17 protein-coding genes are annotated in these 16,236 nt (G+C 61.0%); 5 read left to right on the top strand and 12 right to left on the bottom strand.

The window, feature by feature from the left end:
• Nucleotides 1–13: 13 nt before the first annotated feature.
• The 8 genes from ACR0AO_RS06325 to ACR0AO_RS06290 all read right to left on the bottom strand — a co-directional run bounded on the left by ACR0AO_RS06325 (nt 14) and on the right by ACR0AO_RS06290 (nt 8,157).
• Entirely contained in the window at nt 14–1,276 is a 1,263-nt protein-coding gene (locus tag ACR0AO_RS06325) for a c-type cytochrome (RefSeq protein WP_480601315.1), read from the bottom strand.
• On the bottom strand, nt 1,277–2,473 hold the full coding sequence (locus tag ACR0AO_RS06320; RefSeq protein WP_480601312.1) for a formate dehydrogenase subunit gamma: 1,197 nt from the start codon (nt 2,471–2,473) through the stop codon (nt 1,277–1,279).
• A 77-nt stretch (nt 2,474–2,550) separates the two neighbouring features.
• Nucleotides 2,551–3,144, bottom strand: a complete 594-nt coding sequence (fdh3B, locus tag ACR0AO_RS06315; RefSeq protein WP_480601309.1) for a formate dehydrogenase FDH3 subunit beta — start codon at nt 3,142–3,144, stop codon at nt 2,551–2,553.
• Between the two features lie 11 nt (nt 3,145–3,155).
• Entirely contained in the window at nt 3,156–6,050 is a 2,895-nt protein-coding gene (locus ACR0AO_RS06310; protein WP_480601306.1) for a formate dehydrogenase subunit alpha, read from the bottom strand.
• A gap of 105 nt (nt 6,051–6,155) precedes the next feature.
• Nucleotides 6,156–6,344 carry a twin-arginine translocation signal domain-containing protein gene (locus ACR0AO_RS06305; RefSeq protein ID WP_480601304.1) on the bottom strand — a complete coding sequence of 63 codons (189 nt, stop codon included), beginning with the start codon at nt 6,342–6,344 and terminating at the stop codon, nt 6,156–6,158.
• A 61-nt stretch (nt 6,345–6,405) separates the two neighbouring features.
• A complete protein-coding gene (locus ACR0AO_RS06300; RefSeq protein ID WP_480601301.1) occupies nt 6,406–7,017 on the bottom strand; it encodes a TorD/DmsD family molecular chaperone in 612 nt (203 codons plus the stop codon).
• 4 nt (nt 7,018–7,021) lie between these two features.
• A complete protein-coding gene (locus ACR0AO_RS06295; protein ID WP_480601298.1) occupies nt 7,022–7,606 on the bottom strand; it encodes a DUF3306 domain-containing protein in 585 nt (194 codons plus the stop codon).
• On the bottom strand, nt 7,603–8,157 hold the full coding sequence (locus ACR0AO_RS06290; RefSeq protein ID WP_480601295.1) for a DUF3305 domain-containing protein: 555 nt from the start codon (nt 8,155–8,157) through the stop codon (nt 7,603–7,605). Before ACR0AO_RS06290 ends, ACR0AO_RS06295 begins: the two co-directional genes overlap by 4 nt.
• A gap of 267 nt (nt 8,158–8,424) precedes the next feature.
• Between ACR0AO_RS06290 and ACR0AO_RS06285 the strand changes: the two genes are divergently transcribed.
• Nucleotides 8,425–10,380: a 4Fe-4S binding protein gene (locus tag ACR0AO_RS06285; RefSeq protein WP_480601292.1), complete on the top strand. Its 1,956-nt coding sequence runs from the start codon at nt 8,425–8,427 to the stop codon at nt 10,378–10,380.
• Here ACR0AO_RS06285 and ACR0AO_RS06280 read toward each other — a convergent pair.
• Entirely contained in the window at nt 10,374–11,102 is a 729-nt protein-coding gene (locus ACR0AO_RS06280; RefSeq protein ID WP_480601289.1) for a hypothetical protein, read from the bottom strand. The genes ACR0AO_RS06285 and ACR0AO_RS06280 overlap by 7 nt on opposite strands.
• Before the next feature lie 65 nt (nt 11,103–11,167).
• Here ACR0AO_RS06280 and ACR0AO_RS06275 point away from each other — a divergent pair, with 65 nt between their 5' ends.
• From ACR0AO_RS06275 to ACR0AO_RS06260, 4 genes are read left to right on the top strand one after another with little or no spacing between them, the layout of a single operon-like run.
• Nucleotides 11,168–11,365, top strand: a complete 198-nt coding sequence (locus tag ACR0AO_RS06275) for a DUF6494 family protein (protein ID WP_480601285.1) — start codon at nt 11,168–11,170, stop codon at nt 11,363–11,365.
• Nucleotides 11,362–12,423 (top strand): Mrp/NBP35 family ATP-binding protein, encoded by a 1,062-nt coding sequence (locus ACR0AO_RS06270; protein WP_480601283.1) that lies wholly within the window; start codon nt 11,362–11,364, stop codon nt 12,421–12,423. Before ACR0AO_RS06275 ends, ACR0AO_RS06270 begins: the two co-directional genes overlap by 4 nt.
• Nucleotides 12,420–13,124: a biotin/lipoate--protein ligase family protein gene (locus ACR0AO_RS06265; RefSeq protein WP_480601281.1), complete on the top strand. Its 705-nt coding sequence runs from the start codon at nt 12,420–12,422 to the stop codon at nt 13,122–13,124. Before ACR0AO_RS06270 ends, ACR0AO_RS06265 begins: the two co-directional genes overlap by 4 nt.
• Entirely contained in the window at nt 13,121–13,600 is a 480-nt protein-coding gene (locus ACR0AO_RS06260; RefSeq protein ID WP_480601279.1) for a DUF6505 family protein, read from the top strand. Before ACR0AO_RS06265 ends, ACR0AO_RS06260 begins: the two co-directional genes overlap by 4 nt.
• Before the next feature lie 103 nt (nt 13,601–13,703).
• Here the strand turns inward: ACR0AO_RS06260 and ACR0AO_RS06255 are convergent, their stop codons facing one another.
• From ACR0AO_RS06255 to ACR0AO_RS06245, 3 genes are all read right to left on the bottom strand, one after another.
• A complete protein-coding gene (locus ACR0AO_RS06255; RefSeq protein WP_480601277.1) occupies nt 13,704–14,204 on the bottom strand; it encodes a flavin reductase family protein in 501 nt (166 codons plus the stop codon).
• A gap of 89 nt (nt 14,205–14,293) precedes the next feature.
• Entirely contained in the window at nt 14,294–15,706 is a 1,413-nt protein-coding gene (locus ACR0AO_RS06250; protein WP_480601275.1) for a 3'-5' exonuclease, read from the bottom strand.
• Nucleotides 15,703–16,227, bottom strand: coding sequence for a hypothetical protein (locus ACR0AO_RS06245; RefSeq protein ID WP_480601273.1), 525 nt, complete (start codon nt 16,225–16,227; stop codon nt 15,703–15,705). The genes ACR0AO_RS06250 and ACR0AO_RS06245 overlap by 4 nt, the downstream gene beginning before the upstream one ends.
• Nucleotides 16,228–16,236: the final 9 nt, after the last annotated feature.

The raw sequence follows: 16,236 nt of genomic DNA, 5'->3' as shown, positions 1-16,236 counted from the left end.
AACGCTTTCATTGTTAGTCCTCCTCCGACGTGGCCCGACGCAGAAACGAAATCAGATCGGCGCGATCCTCCGCGCCGGTGATCCTTTGCATCGGCATCTTGGACCCCGGAATGTAATGGTCCGGCCCGAGATCGAAAAGGCCATTTATGGTCTTTTCTGTCCAGATGATATCAGAGTTCTTCAGCGTATCCGAATAAAGATATCCCGTAACCGCCCCGGCGCGTCGTCCGAATACGCCATGCAGTGTCGGACCAGCCTTGCGCCCGCCATCCGGGGTCAGCGCGTGACAGATCGAACATTTGCGGACGAACTGGCGTTCTCCATTCCCCATTTGCGTCGGGTTCTTCAGGAAACTGCGTTCATTTTCGGCCAGCACGCCATGTTCTCCCAGTGCCGAGACCGGCCAACTGTACATGGCGTCGTCGATGCCGCCGGCGTGGATGTTGTCTCCATCCAGCGAATAGACCAACGCCCAGACGGGACCGTGCAGGGTGGCGCGAAAATCCTTGGTGATACGCCAGTTCCCGGTGTCAATCACCATGATATACCCCTCGCCATCGCCAACGGCGAGGTGGCTCCGGTCGGGGCTGAGGGCCAGTGCAAGGATCGGGCGGCGGTCCAGAGTGAAATCGCGTTCTTCGCCCGTGCTGAGATAGTGAATGCGGGTCACGCCATCCACCGCGCCATAGGCCAGCCATCCGTCATCTTCGTTCAGGATCAGTTCGTTGATACCAAATCCGTGCCTTACGACGCGGCGCAGTTCCGTACCGCTCTGGATATCCCACAAACGAATGGTTCCATCGGCACCGGCAGAGTACAGGTGCCTGCCGTCGGTGGTGAAAACAACCGCGTTCACGCCGCTCCCCGTCGGACCCAGAATTGAAGGTGCACCGCCGTCGACGGGCCAGAGCCCGATCGAGCCATCCCAACTGGCCGTCGCCACATGAGTTTTCGAGGCGGCGATCCCGACGATCTTGCCCTTGTGCCTGCCCACCACGTCACCGCCCGGCCAACGGCGCAGCGAGAAATCGTCGCCTGCCGAATAAATCGCCGTTCCATTGAAAACGACTGCATTCACTGCCGCTTCGTGCCCGTCCAGCCATTCCGGTGCATGTCCGGTCCAGATGCCGACAGAATTGTCGAAACTGGCGGTGGCTATACGCCCGTCCGGGGCCACTGCGATTCCCATTACGGGGCCGCCGTGCCCTTTGAGTGTAAAGAACTCGGCCGCTCCGGGCAGCGGCAACAGGCTTAACGCAAGGGCGAGCGCCCGCATCTATTCCGCGGGCGAGGCCGAACCGTCGGAGGCCTGCGCCTCCTTGACCTCATCCAGCCACAGCGAGTGATGCTCGCGCGCCCATTGTTCCTCGACCTCGCCGGTGCCCATGGCATCGAACGCGCCTTCCATGCCCACCGATCCTAGATATATATGGGCGATGATGATGGCCAGGAACCCATAGGCGATCATCACATGCCATATCTGAGCATATTGCATCTCTTCATGTGGAGACATCTGTTCGGGCAGATTAAGACCCAGTAGCTCGGGAATTCCGGTGGCATTCGCGATGACGAAGGTTTTCGCGAACATCGGCAGTTCGAACGGGAAAAGTAGCGACAGGCCCGACAAGCTGATCGACACGCCAAGAATGACGCAGAGCCAGAAGATGACCTTTTGCCCCGCATTGAACTTCTTGGCGGGCGGATGGCTGCTTTTGGTAAACAGGCCACCACCCGCAGCGAGCCATTTGAGGTCATGGCGATTGGGTATGTTGTGGGCGACCCAATTCAGCGTGATGATGATCAACCCCAGCATAAAGGCCCAGGCGATGTTGTTATGCACCCACTTGCAGGCCAGAGCGATGGCGGCGAAACCGGTTTTCCCCACAAATGGGATCAGGAAGTCGCGCCCGTAAAGCGTGATCAGACCGGTCGCGCCAAGGATCAGGAACGAGCCTCCGAAAAGCCAGTGGCCGAAGCGTTCAAAACCCGAAAATCGCGTGACCGTACGGCCTGTTTTTTCTCCGTCGATGCGGATTTTCCCCCGGATCAGATAGAACAGCAGCAGAACTGCCAGCATCCCACCCAGCAGGTAGGTGCCATATGTGCGCAGCGGACCAGTACGGAAATCCAGCCACCACATGCCGCTGTCCTGAATGACAATACCCGAGGCCGGGCTGCGCGAAGACGTCGTCACGTCCGCCGAGCCATAGCGCAGGGCGCGGAACATGTCGCTGTCAGATGCGGTGCCGCGTGTGCCCAGTTGGCCGATCAGAGCCTCGACATTGCCCTGGCCGGTATTGCCGGACCGATAGGCGTCATCCACCCGCTCGCCGCGTTGCCGGGCGAGGATGTCTTCAAGGGTCGTGGCGCCGCCCGTGGCGGTCCGCGAGTCTGTATCGGGCGCGGTTTCCTGCGCGGACAGGGCCGTGGCCAAACCCAGCGCGAAAACGATCGCGAAAATCATTCGGATCATGGTAATCTCGATCCCTGCAAGCGGCAGAGGGCGACCCGGTTGGTCGGGTCGCCCGGTTGTTGTCTCAGATCAGCGGTTTAACCGCCCTTCTGGTCATAGGCCGTACCCCAGCCCCACGCGCCCGAGCCGAACCCGCGCGCCACGACGCGTTCACGGTAGATGGCCGATACGACATCGCCGTCTCCTGCCAGCAGGGCTTTGGTGGAACACATTTCGGCGCAGATGGGCAGCTTGCCCTCGGCGATCCGGTTGCGCCCGTATTTCGAGAACTCTGCGTTGGAATGTGTCTCTTCGGGACCGCCGGCACAGAAGGTGCATTTGTCCATCTTGCCGCGCGATCCGAAATTGCCCGCCTGCGGATATTGCGGCGCGCCAAAGGGGCACGCATAAAAGCAATAGCCGCAACCGATGCACAGATCCTTGGAGTGCAATACCACACCGTCCTCGGTTTGATAGAAGCAATCCACCGGACACACGGCCATGCAGGGCGCGTCGGAACAATGCATACAGGCCACCGAGATCGAGCGTTCACCCGGTTTGCCGTCATTGATCGTCACCACCCTGCGGCGATTGATGCCCCAGGGCACTTCGTGCTCGTTCTTGCACGCCGTGACGCAGGCATTGCATTCGATGCAGCGTTCAGCGTCGCAGAGAAACTTCGCTCTAGCCATATCGGTCCTCCTTACGCTGTCCAGATTTTGCAGAGGGTCACTTTCGACTCCTGCATCTGGGTCACTGAATCATAGCCATAGGTCTGCGCGGTGTTCGAACTTTCGCCCAGCACATAGGGGTCGGCCCCCGCGGGATATTTGTGCCGCAGATCCTCGCCCTGGAAATGGCCGCCGAAATGGAATGGCATGAAGGCCACCCCGGCACCGACCCTTTCGGTCAGCATCGCCATCACCTTGACCTTGCCGCCTTCGGGACCTTCCACCCAGACCTGGCTTCCGTCGCGAATGCCAAGGTTGTTGGCGTCGCGCGGGTTGATCTCGACGAACATGTCCTGCTGCAGTTCGGCAAGCCAGCGATTCGACCGGCTTTCCTCGCCGCCGCCTTCGTATTCGACCAGACGGCCCGACGTGAGGATTATCGGATAATCCTTTGAGAAGTCGTTCTTCTGAATCGATGCATAAAGGGTAGGCAAGCGATAGGCATGCCGGTCCTCGTAGGTGGGATAGTCTGCCACCAGATCGCGGCGCGGCGTGTAAAGCGGCTCGCGATGCAGCGGGATCGGGTCCGGGAATGTCCAGACAACTGCACGGGCCTTGGCGTTGCCGAACGGGGCGCAACCATGCTTGATGGCGACCCGCTGGATGCCGCCTGACAGGTCGGTTTTCCAGTTGGTTTTCTCACCCGCAACTGCGTCAATGGCGGCGCGTTCCTCGGCCGTCAGGTCGCCGTCCCAACCCAGGTCCATCAGCATCTGCATGGTGAATTCGGGATAGCCGTCCTGAATTTCGGCCCCGGGATTCGATACGCCTTCGGCCAGAAGGTTATCTCCGTCCCGCTCGACTCCGAACCGCGCCCGGAAGCACAGGCCACCTTCGGCCACCGGTTTGGACATGTCGTAGAGGTTCGGCGTTCCGGGATGGCCGATCTCCGCCGTACCCCAGCACGGCCAAGGCAGACCGTAGTATTCGCCATCATTCGGACCACCCACGGCCTGCAACGTTGTTCTGTCGAACGTGTGCTGGTTGGCCATATGGCTTTTCAGCCGTTCTGGCGATTGCCCGGTATAACCGATGGTCCAGAGACCCGAGTTGAGCTCACGCGTGATGCTTTCGACATTCGGGGTTTCGGGATCTTCCATCTCGATATTGCGGAACAGCCGGTCCGCCCAGCCGAACTTGTTGGCGAACTTGGCCATGATGACCTCGTCCGGCAGGCTTTCGAACAGCGGCTCAACCACGCGGTCCCGCCACTGAAGCGACCGGTTCGACGCCGTGACCGAGCCACGGGTTTCGAACTGCGTACAGGCCGGCAGCAGGTAGACGCCATCAGTGCGGTCATGCAGAACGGCCGAAACTGTGGGATACGGGTCGATCACGACCAGCATGTCCAGTTTTTCCATCGCCGTCTTCATTTCCGGACCACGGGTTTGCGAGTTCGGAGCATGACCCCACAGAACCATGGCGCGGACATTGTTGTCCTGATCCATGTTGGCCGGGTCTTCCAGAACGCCGTCGATCCAGCGGGACACGGGGATGCCGCTTTCGTTCATCAGCGGCTTGTCCTTGCCGTCCTTGCCCTTGATCGTGGCGAACTGGCCCTTCAGCCAATCCAGATCCTCACCCCAGACACGGCTCCAATGGCCCCAAGCCCCTGCGGACAGGCCGTAATAGCCGGGCAGGGTGTGGGACAGAACACCAAGGTCGGTCGCGCCCTGCACGTTGTCATGGCCGCGGAAGATGTTGGTGCCACCACCCGAGGTGCCCATGTTGCCAAGCGCAAGCTGAAGCACGCAGTAGGCGCGGGTGTTGTTATTGCCATTGGTGTGCTGAGTACCGCCCATGCACCAGATCACCGTGCCGGGACGGTTGTTGGCCATGGTGCGCGCCACCCGGCGCAATTGGCTGCCGGGGGTGCCGGTCACCCGTTCCACCTCATCGGGGTTCCAGTTGCGGACCTCGTCGCGGATCTGGTCCATGCCCCAGACACGGGTGCGGATGAACTCTTTGTCTTCCCAGCCGTTCTCGAAGATGTGCCACAGAATGCCCCAAATCAGCGTGACATCCGTACCGGGACGGAAGCGGACATACTCATCCGCATGCGCTGCGGTGCGCGTAAAGCGCGGATCGCAAACAATCAGCGGCGCGTTGTTCTGCTCCTTCGCGCGCAGAACGTGCAGCAGCGAGACGGGGTGCGCCTCGGCCGGGTTGCCGCCGATGATGAAGATGGCTTTGGAGTTGTGGATGTCGTTATACGAATTGGTCATGGCGCCGTAGCCCCATGTATTCGCAACACCTGCAACGGTGGTCGAGTGGCAGATACGCGCCTGATGGTCCACGTTGTTCGTGCCCCAATAGGCGGCGAACTTGCGGAACAGATAGGCCTGTTCGTTGTTATGCTTGGCAGAGCCCAGCCAGTACACGCTGTCCGGCCCGGATTCCTGGCGGATCTGCATCATGCCATCGCCGATCTCGTTGATCGCCTCTTCCCAGCTGATGCGCTTCCACTCTCCGCCTTCCTTTTTCATCGGATACTTGAGGCGGCGTTCGCCATGGGCGTGCTCGCGAACCGCTGCACCTTTGGCGCAGTGCGCACCAAGGTTGAACGGGCTGTCCCAACCGGGTTCCTGCCCGATCCAGACACCGTTCTGCACTTCGGCAATCACGGTACAGCCGACCGAGCAGTGGGTGCAGACGGATTTGATGTTTTCGACGGCCTGATTGGCCGCTGTCTGGGCGCTGGCTGGCGTCACGGTTCCGCCCGTGGCGCTGATCGCGGCCAATCCACCGATCGTCAGGCCCGATCCGCGCAGGAACGCGCGGCGATCGACGGTTTTCTCGCCGACCTGGGACAGGATACTTGTCCGCTGGGGGCGTCTCGCAACCCCGTTGGTCTTTTTCCTAAGCATTTCTCTCCTCCCTGGCTCACCATCCTCGCGATGGCTTGCTTGGTCATTCCTGAACCGGTGTCCGGGCCTTACGCAACCGTCGACCGGGTTGTGACGGCGTCCGGTTCAGAACCGGGCGCTGTCGAGATAGGCGCGGGTATGCGCGGTGTCCTGAATGCGGCTTTCGTCTGTTGGCAGCTCGGCCGCCTCGGCCTTATCAGTCAGACTGGCTGCGGCGACGGCAGCGGGCGCTGCTGTTCCGGCCAGTTTGAGGAAGTTGCGGCGTGTGGTGCCTTCTTCCTTGGTCTTGCTCATGGGCTCCTCCTTTCCCAATTGCGAACTAGCGCCGTTTGCGGCGCTGGCGAGTGGCAGCGATTCACGCTGCCGTCATCCGGAACGCTTCGCGCTCGATTTCCATGAATACCCGCCCGGCGGTGCCGACCGAGGCATAGAGAACCGAGTTCTCGGCTGCTTCCAGATCCGAAAAGAAATGCGCGGCCCAGGGGCCGATATGTTTGTTCCAAAACGCTTTCTGGTCGTCCAGCGGTGCAGGGGTGCCAAAGCGGCCCACGATCATGCCCGCCATCATCTCCATCAGCGAGGCGATGTTATCCTCGGGCTCGAACACGTTCCGGGCGCGCGTGATGCCGCGTGCGGCCATGTCATTGCGCAGTTGCGCCAGAGGTTTCTCGTTCAGGAACCCGGTGAGATAGAAACTGGCATAGGGCAGCAACTCGCCTCGGCCCAGGCCGATGAACAGCGCATTGAATTCGCGTTCTGCGGCGGCGGGTTTGGTTACTTTGGCGACGCGCGCCATGGATTGAATCGCCTGACCCAGTTCCGATTCATCGCCGCTCAGCCCGGCGATCTGGCTCAGCAATACCTGGTCGGGCGGCGTGGCCAGCAGCAGACCCAGAAAGTTGTAGAAGTCGGCGCGTATGCGGTCTTCAGCGGCAATCTCCAGCGTTTGCGCATTGCTTGCGGGCATCGGATTATCCTTCAAATTCAAACCGCATCCGTCGCGGAATCGGTGCGGCTGTTGTTGCGTCTTCTTCGGCGACGGCGATTTCTACCCCGGTCTCAGGAGCCGGTGCCGGTTCTACGATGGGCAGGTCGCCGCCGGTGATTTCGCCATGGGGGGCTTCATCCTCGTCCGGTTTGTGTTCGTGTTCGGATGTGGTGGCGATTGCTTCGACATGCGCCATCATGCCCCGACCGACCTGATATGCCGTCTGTATATTGTCCAGAACTCGTGCAGGGTCGGTGAAATCCTCGCCATAGTCCACCAGCCCATCCACATTGGCCAGTACCGGGTTCAGCCGCCACAGCTGCCGCAAGGCGCGGCGGCGGATGCGGTCGGGAACGGCACGAGCCATGAACCCCGCGACATCGTCACCGGGTTTGAGGTCGTTCGGGTCGGGCAAATCCAGCTCTGCCAGAATTTCAGCATCGCTCTTCTGCTCAAGTTCGGCTTGTCGTGCCTCAACCGTCCGAGCTTCTGCCGAAATGCGTTTGCCATCGGCCTCGGCCTGAACGGCAGCCTTCCGGCGGGACCAGAAATCGCCCGGAGAGTTCATTGCACGACCCTTCGCGGTGCGCGGTAGACGTCCGTGTCCTGCCGGATGCGGGCGTCGCCCTTGCCATCCTCCACCAGATCCACCCGTTTCTTGTCGCGGCGGCGTTTCACAAATGCCTCGTCCCGATGGTGTTTCAAGGTAAAATCCCGCATCCAGGCAATCAGCCCCTCGGGCATTGGAATCTTTTCGACGATTTCTTCGCCGGTGTCGGCATAGTCCTGCCCTTCGAACGGAGAAGCCGTGACCAGAACCGCGTTCAGCGTGTCGCCGCTGTCAGCCTCGTCGCGCAGCACCAGATAGACTGACGGCTGACTGTCAGACAGATTGACCTTGTAGGCCTCGGTGTCGGATGCCCAGAGCGTCAGCGGCAACGTGGCAGCGTGGTATTCGACCGCATCGCCGTCGCGCCGCAGTTCCAGCCAGTCGGCAGGCCCCGCGCCGGGCAATACGGCGACAGCACGCCAGTTCCACGTGGCCCATCGGGTCACGCCAGGTGTTTTCCGGACGACGACGCCCAGTGGCATTTCAATGTGATTGGCGGCCTTGGCCACGTATTCCTCCCTGGAAGGTTCTCCCCATCCTTCCGCGTTGTGAACTATGGTACACAAACTGGGGCTGTGCCAAGTCCGTAGAAAAGATAATTTTTGCAATCACCATTATTTTATCGATGGAATTTTCTTGTTCGCTTCGCTGGCGTGTCCAATTTTGTGAACTATAGTGCAGAAATGGCGCGGCGTTTTTTTGCTTGCTTCACATCTTGCTTTACCAGCCGGTTGCGCGCGTGATTGGCGGTCGAACAGGTTTGCCCGAGGGGAGATATGGAGAAAACACTGGTATTGTGCGATTGCGGTGGGACGCAATCGTTGGATGCAGATCTAGTCGCCAGGGCGTGTGGGGCAACCTGCTCTCGCGTACACTCGGCGCTTTGCACAACTGAACTGTCCGCCGCCGCTGAAGCGATGCAGCGCGAGGGGGAGCTATTCATCGCCTGCGGGCAGGAAAGCGTGGTGTTCGAGGAACTCGCCGAAGAGCTTGGCGTCGACGCATTCGGGCTCGTGGATTTGCGCGATCGGGCAGGCTGGTCGGACGAGGGTCGGGACGCGGTGCCGAAAATGGCCGCGCTGGCGGCCGAAGCGATGTTGCCCCTTCCGGTGACGCCCAGCCGGGATGTCGTGAGTGAAGGCGTCTGCTTCATTGTCGGGCCGGGCGACGTGGCTTTTGACCTTGCGCAGCGGTTGTCGGACAGTCTGGCCGTGACGGTTCTGGTGACAGACGGCGCCAGCCCCATGTCGCGGGCATTCGATACCATACGCGGAAAAATAAGACAGGTTCAGGGCGCGCTGGGCGGGTTCGAATTGCGTCTTGATGCGATGCAACGGCTTGTGCCGGGGGGGCGTGGCGCATTTGGCTGGTCCGCGCCGCGCGACGGGGCCAGGTCGCGTTGCGATATCGTCATAGATCTTGGTGGGGGATCTGCACTGGTGCATGCGCCCGAGAAACGCGAAGGGTATCTCAGCGCGGACCACCGGGATGCTGTCGCAGTCGCCGGTCTGGCCTTTGAGGCTGTGCAATTGGTCGGAACCTTCGAAAAACCTTTGTATGTCCGCCTTAACGAAAACCTGTGCGCCCATTCACGTGCGGGGCAGGCGGGCTGTTCGAACTGCCTCGACACCTGCCCGACCGGGGCAATAACTCCGGTCGGCGATCACGTTCAGATCGACCCGATGGTCTGTGCAGGCTGCGGTGAGTGCGCCGCTTTATGCCCTTCGACGGCCATCACCTACGAAGATCCGCCGGTCGCCTCGGTTCTGGCCCGGATGCAGGTTTTGGCACGGACCTATCGGCAAGCTGGCGGCGGGTCGCCGCGCCTGCTGGTGCATGACGCGTTCGGGGCCGAGATGATCCGATTGGCCGCCCGCTTCGGTCGCGGGTTGCCGGCGAGTGTGCTTCCGCTGGAACTGGGTATCGTGTCCGGCTTTGGCCATGCCGAGATGCTGGCGGCACTGTCGCATGGCTTCGCGCGGGTGGATGTTCTGGCTTCTCCCAAAACCGAACGCAATGCGCTGGCCCGGGAACTGGAATTGGCGCAGGCGATAGCGGGCGAAAGTTCGATCGGGTTGATCGACGAAACCGATCCGGATGCGTTGGCCGAGGTTCTGTACGCGCAACCTGTGCCCGCGCCCCTGGCGGAACCGGTATTGCCGCTGGGTAACCGGCGCCAGATAACGCGACTTGCCGCAAAGGCGCTCAATCCCGAGCCCGAGGCACCGCTGCCCTTGCCTGAAACTGCCCCCTATGGCGCGGTGGTCGTCGACACCGATGCCTGCACTTTGTGCCTCAGCTGTGTGTCGCTCTGCCCGTCAGCGGCCCTGACCGATAACCCGGACAAACCGCAGCTCAATTTTCAGGAGGATGCCTGCCTGCAATGCGGCCTGTGCCGGACGGCCTGCCCGGAAACCGCGATCACTCTGGTTCCGCAACTGAATCTGAACGACGCCGCGCTTTCTCAGTGCGTGCTGAACGAAGAAGAGCCATTCGCCTGCGTCGAATGCGGCGCACCGTTCGGGGTGAAATCCACCATCGAACGGATCATGGAGAAGTTGGCCGGAAATCATCCTATGTTTGCTTCATCCGATCAGGCGCGCCTGATCCAGATGTGCGACGATTGCCGGGTTCAGGCCCAGTTCCACAGCCAGAACAACCCGTTCACAGGCAAGCCCAAACCGCGCGTCGTCACCACCGAGGATTATTTCGGCAAGCGAAAGGATCACTGAGATTGCAGAGGCGCGCCAAGATCGGCGGCTGCAATGGCGCTGACAAAGGCAAGAATGGCTTCCAGGTCGGATTGGGTGATCGACACAGGATGGATCGGCGGTGGGCGTTCGGGATCGAAAGGAGCGGTTATGCCTTCGATCTGAGTAAAGGCGGGATGCGGATTGAGGACATAGAATTGCTGAAATCGCACCGACCAGTCGGACAGCGTGCGCAGCACCGCGAAAGACGGCGTCGAACCAAGGCCGTTCATCCGGTTTTCCGGTCCGATCACGTGGCAGCGCCCGCAATGGCTGAGAGACAGCTTTGCGCCAAGCGCGGCATTGCCGTCGAATTCCGGAGTGTCCGTGACCGCCGCGACGTCGAACTGCGCACTGAAGGAGGCCCCGTTTTCGGGCTGAAAGCTTTCGACCGTCCGTTTGCCGATATCGGACAACAGCCATTTTCGGAATCTTTGCTGTTTGGGCTTGTCCTCGATTCGCAGAAGATAAAGTGTGCCGTTGCGCTGGAATACCGGATCACCGGGCGCTTCTGTAACGATTTCCATCGGCCCGGTTTCGACTGCGACAACCTTGACACCGGTCTTGAGAGAAAAGCGTGGAAGAATATGTTTCAACAATCCCGATCGTGCCACGTCGTCGGGTGCGGCCAAGCCAAGCACCTCTTGCGACCAAGAGGGGCTGGTGTAGAGCATCAGGCTCAGGCACAACAAGACAAAGCGCATGGCTCAAACCTAGATGGGTTGGGACGATTGCGTCAAATGAACAGAATGAGATGGAGACACATGCGATGAGCGGAGACTACAACATGTCGATGCGCAAATTCCTCAAGCAGGTGGGTGTGACCAGCCAGCAGGCCATCGAAGAGGGGCTGCGCAAGGCGGGTAACCCCGCAGACAAAAGCTTTGAGGCCAAGGTGGTGCTGACCATCGACGGGCTGGAGGTAGAGCATGTGGTGACCGGCCAGATCAAGGATGACGACGCATGAGCACCCGTGACGCGGTTCTGGCGAACCTGAAAAAGATTACAGACCCGGTTTCGGGCCAGGACATCGTGAGCGCAGGCATCGTCCGTGCGCTGAATGTCGAAGGCGACACCGTAAGGTTCGTTCTGGAGATCGATCCGCAACAGGCCGAGCGGATGGAGCCGGTGCGTGCCACCGCCGAACAGGCGGCAAAGATGGTCGCGGGCGTCGAGAAAGTGTCGGCAATGATGACGGCGCATTCCGAAAAAGCGCCGCCGGATTTGAAACCGAAACCCAAACCGTCACAAACCGGACCGCAGGCGGTGCCGGGGGTGGATCGCATCATCGCCGTCGCCTCGGGCAAGGGCGGGGTGGGCAAATCCACCGTTTCAGCCAACCTGGCCTGTGCGCTTGCCGCCGAAGGGCGCCGGGTTGGTTTGCTGGATGCCGATGTTTACGGCCCGTCACAGCCACGCATGCTGGGTGTATCGGGTCGTCCGGCCAGCCCCGACGGCAAAACCATTTTGCCGCTGCGCAACCATGGCGTCACGATGATGTCGATGGGTTTGATGGTGAACGAGGGTCAGGCGGTGGTCTGGCGCGGCCCGATGTTGATGGGTGCTTTGCAACAGATGATGGGACAGGTGCAATGGGGCGCGCTGGATGTGCTGATCGTCGACCTGCCGCCGGGCACCGGCGATGTGCAGCTGACGCTCAGCCAGAAATTCAAGGTGGACGGGGCCATCGTGGTATCGACGCCGCAGGATGTCGCGCTGATCGATGCGCGTAAGGGAATTGACATGTTCCGTCAGCTCAAGACCCCGATCCATGGCATGATCGAAAACATGTCCACCCATATCTGCTCCAATTGCGGGCACGAAGAGCATGTGTTTGGACATGGTGGCGTCGCCAACGAGGCCAAGGCGCTGGATGTGCCGCTTCTGGGTGAGATTCCGTTGCACCTCGATATCCGGGTTGCGGCAGACGGCGGCGCCCCTATCGTGGTCAGCAAGCCCGATAGCCCGCAGGCCGACGCCTTCCGGCGCATCGCACGCGATCTGATCACCAAGGGTCACGCATGACCCACCCGGTTTTTCCCCCCTTGCTTGTGGGCCACGCCCTGCAGGGGCGGGAAGAGCCGTTCGAACGCGCTCAGGCTCTCGCGGCGCTGGGTTGCGACGCGGGCACGGTGGCCTACAACATTCAGGCGGACCGTTTGCGGGTGGCCATCGTTTTTGCCCCGGAAGTGCCATTGCGGGATGCGATGGCCATGCTGCCGCTCTGTGCGGTCGGATTCCAGAATGCGTTGGGAGTGCTTGCTCCGCCCGAAGTGGCCGTGCATCTGGGGTGGGGCGGGCTGATTTGCGTCAACGGTGCGGCCTGCGGGCAATTTCGCGCGGCGGCCTCGACCTCTGACCCCGGCCAGATACCGGATTGGCTGGTGATCGGCTGGACGCTGGCGCTCATGCAGACCGGTGCGCCGGGCGAGACGCCAGATCGTACCGCACTCTATGACGAGGGCTGCGTCGAGGTGTCCCCGGCAGGATTGATCGAAAGCTGGTCGCGTCACACACTGACCTGGCTCAACCGTTGGGAAGAGGACGGCAACGCCCCTTTGCACGGTGAATGGATGGTCCTGCTGCGAGGCGTTGGCGAACCGGTCACGAACGGTGATCGGAAGGGTGTTTTTCTGGGTACGGACGAACGCTTTGGAATGCTGATCCGGGATGACGCCCGAACGCATCTCGTGCCGATGGAAACAGTGTTGGAGAAACAGGAATGAAACTCGCGCGCGCAATCCATTTCGATGAAAGCGATTTGAATGTCTTTCACTCTCCGGCGCGCACCGGAGAATGGTGCATCTCAGGCGGGTTCGAGTTTTCAAACTGGTCGCAGGCCGATCTGGTGGGTAAGGCGCGGCAGGCATTTTCCAACGGGTGGCTTGGGCTTGAGACCTTCGGACGCGTGACATTTATCGCTGTGACGCAGGTAGAAGAGGCCGAGATCAAACGTCTCACGCAGGGGCTGGCGGAGCATTTCGTCGACCGTTACGGTGCGCCCTCCGTTAATGTTGCGCTCGGCGTTGCGCGGGAAGAAATCGCGCAGATGACCGGGCTGTGCGACGAACATGCGCCCAATACCTTGTTGACCGTCGCACGCGAGTTAGGAGAGACCGGGGTTCACGAAGCCTATCGGGTGATCACGCCGAAAGAAGCCGAACTGGAAGCATTCGCCGTTCACGGCGCTCCGGACGAATAGGCCGGTGTTCGGAGTGAGGAGCCCGGAAAGGGGCGCTGCCCCTCTTGCCCATTGGGCAATTCACCTCAGGGGTTTGTCGGCCACTAAGTAGCAGCCGAGCGTTTCAAAGCAGGTCTTTGAAGGCGCCGTATTGCCCGCGTTTGAACATCAGGCCCTTGCCGGTGCGGTACATGACCTGTTCGACTTCCCCGACGATGATCAGATGGTCTCCGGCCTCGTGCCGGGCATCAAGCCGGCAATCGAACCTGGCCAGGCAGCCGGCAAGCAAGGGCGTGCCATTCCTGTCCGGCATCCATTCGGCATGGGCAAAATCAAGTCCGTTGCGGGCAAAACTGAGGGCGTGGTTCTGCTGGTCTTCGGCCATCACGTGAATGGCATAGTGGCGGGTCGTGCTGAAGGCGTCGAAACGGTTGGAGTCCCGGCCCAGACACCAAAGCACCAAGGGCGGTGTCAGCGAAACCGAAGAAAAAGAGTTCACGGTAATTGCGACCGGTCCGGATGCGGTTGCCGTGGTGACAACCGTGACGCCGGTGCCGAAACATCCCAACGCCTCGCGAAAGGCAAGGGTTGAGTCCGTGCCGGGAATAAAAGTCTTTTCGGTCATCGCGCGCGTTCGTATCCTTGAGTCCGCCCCACCTGCCACGCTTGGCGCGCTTTGTCCATGGAGCAAGGTCGGCGCGGTGGCCTTTTGCGTCAGTTCAGGTCCTCCAGCAGACGGCCATGTTTGCGGGTTTCGGCGACCACGTCGCCAAAGGTGCGCATGCCGCGGGCGTGAAGTATGGGAAGCATCCTGACCAGAACCTCCGCCGTGGCCCGTGCATCGCCAAGCGCGGTGTGGCGCAAAGCGTCGGGGATGGTTACGCCCATCCGATCGCATAGCGCATCCAGCGTATGCGTTTCACTGGCCCCGAACAGGACGGCGGACAGCAGCACCGTGTCCAGGATCGGATGATCCCATCCGACCCCCATGCGGTGCGAATGCCGGCGAAGAAAGGCCATGTCAAAGGGGGCATTATGGGCCACGATCACCGCATCGCGGGCAAAGTGATGAAAGGCGCGGCCGGCCGCGGCGATGTCCGGCGCGCCCTGAACCATCATGTCGCTGACCTTGTGGACCTTTGTCGAGGCGGGCGGGATTGGAATGCCCGGATCGATCAGCATGTCCAGTGTTTCACCCGCAATGATGCGACCTTTCAGGATGCGAACAGCCCCGATCTGGACAATTTCGTCCTTGTGCGGCAACAGGCCGGTGGTTTCGGTGTCGAATACAACAAAGCACAGATCCGCAAGCGGCCGGTTCTCGAACACGTCATCGACACGCGCCTCCAGCAGATCGAAATCATAGACCAGAGGGCGCGCCGCGTCCGGTGGGATATGCGCCGTGGCCTCTTCGAATATCAGCATATAGCCCGGCGCGTTGCCAAGCGGCTTCAACCGAACCGCATAGGATTGCGCGCCGTCCGCGCCGAACAGGGTGCAGGACACATCCTTGCCGGTCTTGATGAGCCTGGCATAGGCCTCCTCCAGCGCGTCACGACCCATATAGTCGAACAGCGGCGCGTTGAGGCGCGGAGGCGCGATTTGTGCCAACACCTCGGCGGCCTGGCCGTCATAGAGTACGATTTGATGGTGTGGGCTTGCCAGAACCATCGCAACCGGAATGTCGGTAAGCAACGCGGTCAGGCGTTCTTTTTCGGCCATCAAACGCGCGGTTTCGGCGGCAACGGTTTCGGCCGTATTCATGGTGGTGTCCGACAAAACTCCGGCCAGGCCGGCCGCGGCCGGGGCCAGATCGCCCAGATAGCGGGCCGTGTGTAGATCCAGATCGGTTGCCACGCCCGCATGGGCGCGCGCTCGCATCTGCGCGGACAGTCTTTCGATGGGCTTAGCGACGTTTTCGTCAAACAGCAGCCAGACCCCGACGATCAGCCCCAGCAATCCGAATGCCACCAGCAACCCGCTGAAAACGAAAGCGTCCAGCAGGTCAGGGGCTCCGGCGCGGCTGTATCCCAGCCACAGCGCCCCGCCGGTCACGGCCAGCCCGCCTGCGGCCAAAAGGCAGAAAAACAGAAAGACACGAAGCCGAAGGCTCAGCCCGGACATCACCGCTGTACCTCGCAGATTGCCGCAATCAACGGATCATCAGCGCCTGCCTTTATCCATTCGGCATTCACAACCTCTCCATCCGGGCCGAATTCAACGCCATCGGACAGGTTGGCCCGCCGCAAACCCGTGCAGTCCACGACAACCGGCAGTTTTGACACCGGTGCCCAGCGGCCAAGGAAATAGAGATCGGCAAGGCGCTGGCCGGAAACCTTCGGGTTTGTCTGAACCGATGCGGCATCGATGGCAGCGAAGCGATCGACAAAGGGTGCTATGTAGGTCCAGGGGCGGTACAGTGCACGGCTTTCAACCTCTTGCACGACGACAAGCTCGTCGGGCAGGGCGGTGCGGGTGCGATCATACCAGGAATATTCGCTGGTGATCGTGACCCCGATCATGCCCAGCCCCGCCACTACCGGCACCAGCCAGCGCGGCAGGCGGCCTCCGGTCGCGCGGTTGATCAGCATCACCAGCCCGGCGATGGCAACACCCGCAAAAACCGTAGCAATCAGTTCCAGAAACATGGTGCCTCC

The sequence above is a fragment of the Ruegeria sp. AF8 genome (assembly GCF_056541825.1).
Note: the sequence above shows the minus strand (reverse complement) of the source record. Positions and strands in the feature narration are given on the sequence as shown.

Bases quoted from the DNA above. Each gene is read 5' to 3' on its own strand.
- ACR0AO_RS06325 (WP_480601315.1), bottom strand. From the start codon at position 1,276: ATGCGGGCGCTCGCCCTTGCGTTAAGCCTGTTGCCGCTGCCCGGAGCG.
- ACR0AO_RS06320 (WP_480601312.1), bottom strand. From the start codon at position 2,473: ATGATCCGAATGATTTTCGCGATCGTTTTCGCGCTGGGTTTGGCCACG.
- fdh3B (WP_480601309.1), bottom strand. From the start codon at position 3,144: ATGGCTAGAGCGAAGTTTCTCTGCGACGCTGAACGCTGCATCGAATGC.
- ACR0AO_RS06310 (WP_480601306.1), bottom strand. From the start codon at position 6,050: ATGCTTAGGAAAAAGACCAACGGGGTTGCGAGACGCCCCCAGCGGACA.
- ACR0AO_RS06305 (WP_480601304.1), bottom strand. From the start codon at position 6,344: ATGAGCAAGACCAAGGAAGAAGGCACCACACGCCGCAACTTCCTCAAA.
- ACR0AO_RS06300 (WP_480601301.1), bottom strand. From the start codon at position 7,017: ATGCCCGCAAGCAATGCGCAAACGCTGGAGATTGCCGCTGAAGACCGC.
- ACR0AO_RS06295 (WP_480601298.1), bottom strand. From the start codon at position 7,606: ATGAACTCTCCGGGCGATTTCTGGTCCCGCCGGAAGGCTGCCGTTCAG.
- ACR0AO_RS06285 (WP_480601292.1), top strand. From the start codon at position 8,425: ATGGAGAAAACACTGGTATTGTGCGATTGCGGTGGGACGCAATCGTTG.
- ACR0AO_RS06280 (WP_480601289.1), bottom strand. From the start codon at position 11,102: ATGCGCTTTGTCTTGTTGTGCCTGAGCCTGATGCTCTACACCAGCCCC.
- ACR0AO_RS06275 (WP_480601285.1), top strand. From the start codon at position 11,168: ATGAGCGGAGACTACAACATGTCGATGCGCAAATTCCTCAAGCAGGTG.
- ACR0AO_RS06270 (WP_480601283.1), top strand. From the start codon at position 11,362: ATGAGCACCCGTGACGCGGTTCTGGCGAACCTGAAAAAGATTACAGAC.
- ACR0AO_RS06265 (WP_480601281.1), top strand. From the start codon at position 12,420: ATGACCCACCCGGTTTTTCCCCCCTTGCTTGTGGGCCACGCCCTGCAG.
- ACR0AO_RS06260 (WP_480601279.1), top strand. From the start codon at position 13,121: ATGAAACTCGCGCGCGCAATCCATTTCGATGAAAGCGATTTGAATGTC.
- ACR0AO_RS06255 (WP_480601277.1), bottom strand. From the start codon at position 14,204: ATGACCGAAAAGACTTTTATTCCCGGCACGGACTCAACCCTTGCCTTT.
- ACR0AO_RS06245 (WP_480601273.1), bottom strand. From the start codon at position 16,227: ATGTTTCTGGAACTGATTGCTACGGTTTTTGCGGGTGTTGCCATCGCC.